This is a genomic window from Streptomyces sp. NPDC055815, from assembly GCF_053616475.1.
Window position 1 is genome coordinate 1 of the sequence record NZ_JBSHDU010000150.1, and the last position, 6,978, is coordinate 6,978.

Consider the following 6,978-nt stretch of genomic DNA (forward strand, 5'->3'; position numbering starts at 1 on the left):
GCCCCGCCCGGCCCGTGGGGGGCCGGGCGGGGCCGCCCGCTCAGTCGACGAGCCCCTCCCAGGCCTTCCGGTACTCGGCGAGCTGCGCCTCGTACCCCTGGCGGAACTGCTCCGCCTGCGGGGTGATCTGGTCGCTGTCCATGCGCCGCGGGGGTATCAGCCGCGCCACGTCGGCGAAGGCCACCGCCGCCGCCTCGGCGACGGCCCCGCCCCGCTGCCGGGCGGCGAAGACGTCGAGGCCCGCGTTCCGCAGGAAGCCCTCGAAGACCGTCCGCGGCCTGCCGGCCGTGTCCTTCAGCTCCCGGTCCGTCGCCGGGACGAGCCGCCCGGTCGCCGCGAACCCGTGCACCGCCCGTAACGCCGCGTACAGCCGCCCCCACTGGTACGGCTTCCCGTCCTCGACCTTCCCCACGGACCTCCCCTTCCCCTCCGTCCATGGCACCGACCGTTCGGCGGCCCCGGGGACTCCTACCCCGCTCCGGCGGGAATTGTTGCGGCGGGATGAAATCGCACGTCGGCCGTGTTGGGGCTTCCGGTAGAGCAGGACGGATGGGAGGCCCTCGTGGCGGCGGTCGGGGAGAAACAGCAGGGCTGGGCGCGCAGGCTGGCCGGGTACGCGTGGCGGTACAAGGCGAACACGCTGCTCGCGCTCGGGTCCTCCCTCGCCGGCATGGCCGTGCTCGCGCTCGTGCCGCTCGTCACCAAGGTGATCATCGACGACGTCATCGGGACGAAGACCCGGGACCTCGGCGTCTGGACGGGGCTGCTCATCGGCGCCGCCGTCCTCGTCTACGTCCTCACCTACGTGCGCCGCTACTACGGCGGCCGGCTCGCCCTCGACGTCCAGCACGACCTGCGCATCGACATGTACGGCACCATCACCCGGCTCGACGGGCGGCGGCAGGACGAGCTGTCCACCGGGCAGGTCGTCGGGCGGGCCACCAGCGACCTCCAGCTGATCCAGGGCCTCCTCTTCATGCTCCCGATGACCATCGGGAACATCCTGCTGTTCCTCATCTCGCTGGCCGTCATGGCCTACCTCTCGATCCCGCTCACCCTCGTCGCGCTCGCCGTCGCCCCCGCCCTCTGGTGGATCGCCAAGCGCAGCCGCACCCGCCTCCACCCCGCCACCTGGCACGCGCAGCAGCAGGCCGCCGTGGTCGCCGGGGTCGTCGACGGGGCCGTGACCGGCGTCCGGGTCGTGAAGGGCTTCGGGCAGGAGGACCAGGAGACCGGCAAGATCCGGGAAGCCGGCAGGGAGCTCTTCGCCGGGCGCCTGCGGACGATCCGGCTGAACTCGAAGTACACCCCGGCCCTCCAGGCCGTGCCCGCCCTCGGCCAGGTCGCGGTCCTCGCCCTCGGCGGCTGGCTCGCCTACCGGCACCAGATCACCCTCGGCACGTTCGTCGCCTTCTCCGCCTACCTGGCCTCCCTCGTCGGCCCGGTCCGCATGCTCGCCATGGTCCTCACCGTCGGCCAGCAGGCCCGCGCCGGCGTCGAGCGGGTCTACGACCTCATCGACACCGAGCCGGTCATCAAGGACGGGACCAGGGAGCTGCCGGCCGACGCGCCCGCCACCGTCGAGTTCGACGACGTCTCCTTCGCGTACGAGGGCGCCTCCGGCAATATCAGCCCGGTCCTCGACGGCTTCTCCCTGGAGATCCGGCCCGGCGAGACCGTCGCCGTCGTCGGCGCCTCCGGCTCCGGCAAGTCCACCGTCTCGCTCCTCCTGCCCCGCTTCTACGACGTCACCCACGGCGCCGTCCTCGTCGGCGGCCACGACGTCCGCGAGCTCACCCTCGACTCCCTGCGCGCCGCCGTCGGCCTCGTCCCCGAGGACTCCTTCCTCTTCTCGGACACCGTCGCCGCGAACATCGCGTACGGCGTCCCCGACGCCACCCGCGAGCAGATCGAGACCGCCGCCCGCGCCGCCCAGGCGGACCGTTTCATCGCCGAGCTCCCCGACGGCTACGACACCAAGGTCGGCGAGCACGGACTCACCCTCTCCGGCGGCCAGCGCCAGCGCGTCGCCCTCGCCCGCGCGATCCTCACCGACCCCCGGCTGCTCCTCCTCGACGACGCCACCTCCGCCGTCGACGCCAAGGTCGAGCACGAGATCCACGAGGCCCTCAAGTCCGTGATGGCGGGCCGCACGACCCTGCTCATCGCCCACCGCCGCTCCACCCTCGGCCTCGCCGACCGCATCGCCGTCCTCGACGACGGCCGCCTCGCCGACATCGGCACCCACGCGGAGCTGGAGCAGCGCTCCCCGCTCTTCCGCCGTCTCCTCACCGACCCCGAGGAGCTCGGCGCCGTCTCGCCCGGCCACCTCACGCCGCCGGAGGAGCTCCCCGAGGACCGCACGCTGCGGGCCGAGCTGGACGCCGAGTTCGACGCCGAGCGGGGCATCACCCCCACCCTGTGGGTACGGGACGAGACCACCGGCCGCGAGAGCCCGGTGCCCGGCGCGACCCCCGAACTGCTCGCCGCCGTCGAGGCCCTGCCCCCGGCCACCGACACCCCCGACATCGACGAGGCCCGGGCCGTGTCGCCCGAGGACGCGTACGGGCTGCGCCGGCTGCTCCGCGGCTTCGGCGTCCCGCTGCTCATCAGCCTCGGCCTGGTCGCCCTCGACGCGGGCGCCGGCCTGCTGCTGCCGGTCCTGATCCGGCACGGCATCGACGAGGGCGTGAACCGGCTCGCGATCGGCGCCGTCTGGGCGGCCTCCGCGCTCGCCCTCGTCACCGTCCTCGTGCAGTGGGTCGCGCAGACCGCCGAGACCCGGATGACCGGCCGCACCGGCGAGCGGGTCCTGTACGCGCTGCGCCTGAAGATCTTCGCCCAGCTCCAGCGGCTCGGCCTCGACTACTACGAGCGCGAGCTCACCGGCCGGATCATGACCCGGATGACCACGGACGTCGACGCCCTGTCGACCTTCCTGCAGACGGGCCTGGTCACCGCCTTCGTCTCTGTCGTCACCTTCTTCGGGATCATGGTCGCGCTGCTCGTGCTCGACCTCCAGCTCGCCCTGGTCGTCTTCGCGACCCTGCCGGTCCTCGCGATCGCCACGTACTACTTCCGCCGCTCCAGCGTGAAGGCGTACGAGCTGGCGCGCGAGCGGATCAGCGTCGTCAACGCCGACCTCCAGGAGTCCGTCGCCGGCCTCCGGATCGTCCAGGCCTTCCGCCGCGAGCGCTCGGGCGCGGCCCGGTTCGCGGAGCGCAGCGACTCGTACCGCGAGGCGCGCGTCCGGGGCCAGTGGCTGATCTCGGTCTACTTCCCGTTCGTCACCCTGCTGTCCTCCGTCGCGGCCGCCGCCGTCATGATCGTCGGCGCGAACCGCATCGAGGCCGGCACCCTCACCACCGGCGCCCTCGTCGCCTACCTCCTCTACATCGACCTCTTCTTCGCCCCCGTGCAGCAGCTCTCGCAGGTCTTCGACGGCTACCAGCAGGCCGCCGTCTCGCTGAAGCGGATGCAGGAGCTGTTGCAGGAGCCGACGTCGACGGCCGCCGCCGACGCGCCCCTCGACGTCCTCTCCCTGCGCGGCGAGATCGCCTTCGAGGACGTGTCCTTCGCGTACGGCGACGAGGAAGAGGCGTTGACCGGGATCGACCTCCGCATCCCCGCCGGGCAGACCGTCGCCTTCGTCGGCGAGACCGGCGCCGGCAAGTCCACCCTGGTCAAGCTGGTCGCCCGGTTCTACGACCCGACGGGCGGCCGGGTCACCGCCGACGGCGCCGACCTGCGGGACCTCGACCTCACGGCGTACCGCCACCGGCTCGGCGTCGTCCCCCAGGAGGCGTACCTCTTCGCCGGGACGATCCGCGACGCCATCGCGTACGGCCGCCCCGACGCCACCGACGCCGAGGTCGAGGCGGCGGCCCGCGCGGTCGGCGCGCACGACATGATCGCCACGCTCGACGGCGGCTACCTCCACGAGGTCGCCGAGCGCGGCCGCAACCTCTCCGCCGGGCAGCGCCAGCTGATCGCCCTCGCCCGCGCCGAGCTCGTCGACCCGGACATCCTGCTCCTCGACGAGGCCACGGCGGCCCTGGACCTGGCGACCGAGGCCCAGGTCAACCAGGCCACCGACCGGCTCGCGGGCCGCCGTACGACCCTCGTCGTCGCCCACCGCCTGACGACGGCCGCGCGCGCGGACCGGGTGGTCGTGATGGACCACGGCCGGGTCGCGGAGGACGGCACCCACGACGAACTCCTGGCCCTGGGCGGCCGGTACGCGATGCTGTGGAACACGTTCATCGGGGAGGCGGAGCCGGAGCGGGTGTGAGCGCGGGTCTTGGTCCGGTCTGAGTACGGGGGGTCCGCCGGATGAGTACCCCGGCGGATCCCCCACCCCCTCCGCCCGGCTTGAATCGGGGACATGAGCCACGCCCCCCGCGCCCGCGCCACCGTCTCGCCCGCCGTTCCCTCCGCCGCCGACCTGGAGGCCCGGCGGCTGCGGAAGCGGTCCGTGCTCTGGGCCGGTCTCCTCGTGCCCGCGACCGTGCTCGCCGGCATCGTCGCCCTCACCACGGAGAACGCGGCCCGCTGCGTCACGTACGGGGAGGGCTGCGGATCGACCCCGGGCTGGCTGTACCTCGTGATCCTGGCGCTGGCGGCCGTGGCCTTCGTGACCGCCCAGAGCACGGAGCGCGGCACCGTCCGCCGGGCCGCGTTCTGGACCCAGCTCGGCGCGGAACTCGTCTTCGTGCTGCTGGTCATGACGGCCTTCGCCTGACCCGTACATGCGGAGGCAACCATTCTCGGGCCTCGTGCGTCGTACGGCCGTACGACGACTCGCCCGGGAGAGGAACGCATGACCACAGACGCCGGCACGCTCCGGACGCTCGCCCGCGTGCTCGTCCCGCTCCTCGCCGCCCTCGCGCTGCTCCTCCTCCCCGGCCCCGGGCCCGGCGGCGGGATCGCCGACGCCGCGTCCGTCTGCCAGGGCCGGCCCACCCGGACGATCACCTTCGCCACCGGCGAGCTGCGCCTCTACCGGACCCGCCAGTACGTCTGCGCCGTCACCGTCGCCAAGCGCCCGGGCCCGCGCCGCCCGATGGCGGTGACGATCCAGCCGCGCGGCGGGCGGGCCGTCGTCCGGTCGGGGCGGTTCGACCGGCAGGCGGGCCCGCTGACCGTCCACGCGCTCAACCGCTGCGTCCGGGCGAGCGGTTCCGTGGCGGGCCAGGGGACGGCTACGGGCTGGATCCTGTGCTGATGTACAGGAAAGTCCAAGGGTAAGGACCAACTGGGTCTGGCGGTCCGCACGTTGTCCCCGCTAGGTTCGCGACACCGTTGTGAACCAAGGGGAGGGTGAATGCGCAAGTCGCTGAGATGGGCGCTGTCGCTTTCGGTGCTCATAGGCACCGTCGGGTCGACCGGTGTGGCTACCGCCGCGGACACGGAGACCGGCAGCGCGGCCGTCGTCGACTCGCAGAGCACGAGCACGGACATCAAGGACCGCATCCTGGCGATCCCCGGGATGAGCCTGATCGAGGAGAAGCCGTACGCGGGCTACCGCTACTTCGTCCTCAACTACGAGCAGCCGATCGACCACAAGCGCCCGTGGGCGGGCACGTTCCAGCAGCGGATCTCGATCCTCCACAAGGACACGAGCCGCCCGACCGTCTTCCGCACCAGCGGCTACGGTCTCTCCACCACGCCGAGCCGGACCGAGCCGACCCGGATCATCGACGGCAACCAGGTCTCCATGGAGTACCGCTTCTTCACGCCGTCCCGCCCGCAGCCGGCCGACTGGTCGAAGCTGGACATCTGGCAGGCGGCCAGCGACCAGCACCGCATCTACACGGCGCTGAAGTCGGTCTACGGGAAGAACTGGCTGTCCACGGGCGCCTCGAAGGGCGGCATGACCGCCACGTACTACGAGCGCTTCTACCCGCGCGACATGGACGGCGTCGTCGCGTACGTCGCGCCGAACGACGTGGTCAACAAGGAGGACTCGGCCTACGACCGGTTCTTCGAGACCGTCGGCACGAAGGACTGCCGCGACCGCCTGAACAACATGCAGCGCGAGGCGCTCGTGCGCCGGGAGCCGCTGGAGAAGAAGTACAAGGCCTGGGCCGAGTCCGAGGGCGCCACCTTCAACACGGTCGGCTCGCTCGACAAGGCGTACGAGGCCGTCGTCCTCGACTTCGTGTGGGGCTTCTGGCAGTACTACGGCCAGGACGTCTGCGACCAGATCCCGGACGCGGCGACCGCGAGCGACGACGTCGTGTACGAGACGATCGACGCGTACTCCGGCTGGTCCGCGTACACCGACCAGGGCCTGGAGTACTACACGCCGTACTACTACCAGGCGGCGACCGAGCTCGGCTCGCCCACCATCAAGCAGCCGCACCTCGACGGCCTGAGCCGCTACGGCTACCAGCCGGCCAGCAGCTTCGTGCCGAGCTCGATCCCCATGAAGTTCAAGCCGTGGGTCATGCGCGACGTCGACGACTGGGTCCGCAAGAACGCGAACCAGATGCTCTTCGTCTACGGCGGCAACGACCCGTGGGGCTCGGAGCAGTTCCGCGTCGGCAAGGGCACGCGTGACTCCTACGTGTACGTGGCGCCCGGCATGAACCACGGCGCGAACGTCGCGGGCCTGGTCCAGGCCGAGCGCGACAAGGCGACGGCCCGCATTCTGGCGTGGGCGGGGGTCTCGGCGCCGTCGGTGGCGGCGGCGAAGCCGCTCGCCGCGTTCGACGCGCGCGTCGACGTGCCGGTCGACGAGGACGCCACCCGCGAACACGGCCTGCGCCCGTAGCACGTTGGGCCCGCGCCCGGCGGGGCGGTGCCACCGCCCGTGTGGGCAATCGTCCCGCAGGGCGGGACGGGTGGGCACACGGGACGGCGCGCCCAGCGGCGCCTCCGCGTTCCGGGCCTGGACCCGCACCACCAGTGCACTGCGCACGGGGTGCGGGTTCTGGCGCGGAAGCCTCGGGCGCCGGCAAGGGCGCCGTTCCGTTG

General features: G+C 72.5%; 5 protein-coding genes. 4 read left to right on the top strand and 1 reads right to left on the bottom strand.

The window, feature by feature from the left end; translation table 11 throughout:
* Positions 1 to 40 precede the first annotated feature (40 nt).
* On the bottom strand, positions 41 to 412 hold the full coding sequence (locus ACWGN5_RS41355; protein ID WP_453524070.1) for a hypothetical protein: 372 nt from the start codon (positions 410 to 412) through the stop codon (positions 41 to 43).
* A gap of 150 nt (positions 413 to 562) precedes the next feature.
* Between ACWGN5_RS41355 and ACWGN5_RS41360 the strand changes: the two genes are divergently transcribed.
* From ACWGN5_RS41360 to ACWGN5_RS41375, 4 genes are all read left to right on the top strand, one after another.
* Positions 563 to 4,291: an ABC transporter ATP-binding protein gene (locus tag ACWGN5_RS41360; RefSeq protein WP_453524073.1), complete on the top strand. Its 3,729-nt coding sequence runs from the start codon at positions 563 to 565 to the stop codon at positions 4,289 to 4,291.
* A 93-nt stretch (positions 4,292 to 4,384) separates the two neighbouring features.
* A complete protein-coding gene (locus ACWGN5_RS41365) occupies positions 4,385 to 4,741 on the top strand; it encodes a hypothetical protein (protein WP_453524076.1) in 357 nt (118 codons plus the stop codon).
* 78 nt (positions 4,742 to 4,819) lie between these two features.
* Complete coding sequence (locus ACWGN5_RS41370) at positions 4,820 to 5,224, top strand: hypothetical protein (RefSeq protein WP_453524079.1); 405 nt, start codon at positions 4,820 to 4,822, stop codon at positions 5,222 to 5,224.
* Between the two features lie 99 nt (positions 5,225 to 5,323).
* Positions 5,324 to 6,775 (top strand): aminopeptidase, encoded by a 1,452-nt coding sequence (locus tag ACWGN5_RS41375; RefSeq protein ID WP_453524082.1) that lies wholly within the window; start codon positions 5,324 to 5,326, stop codon positions 6,773 to 6,775.
* The last annotated feature ends 203 nt before the right edge of the window (positions 6,776 to 6,978 follow it).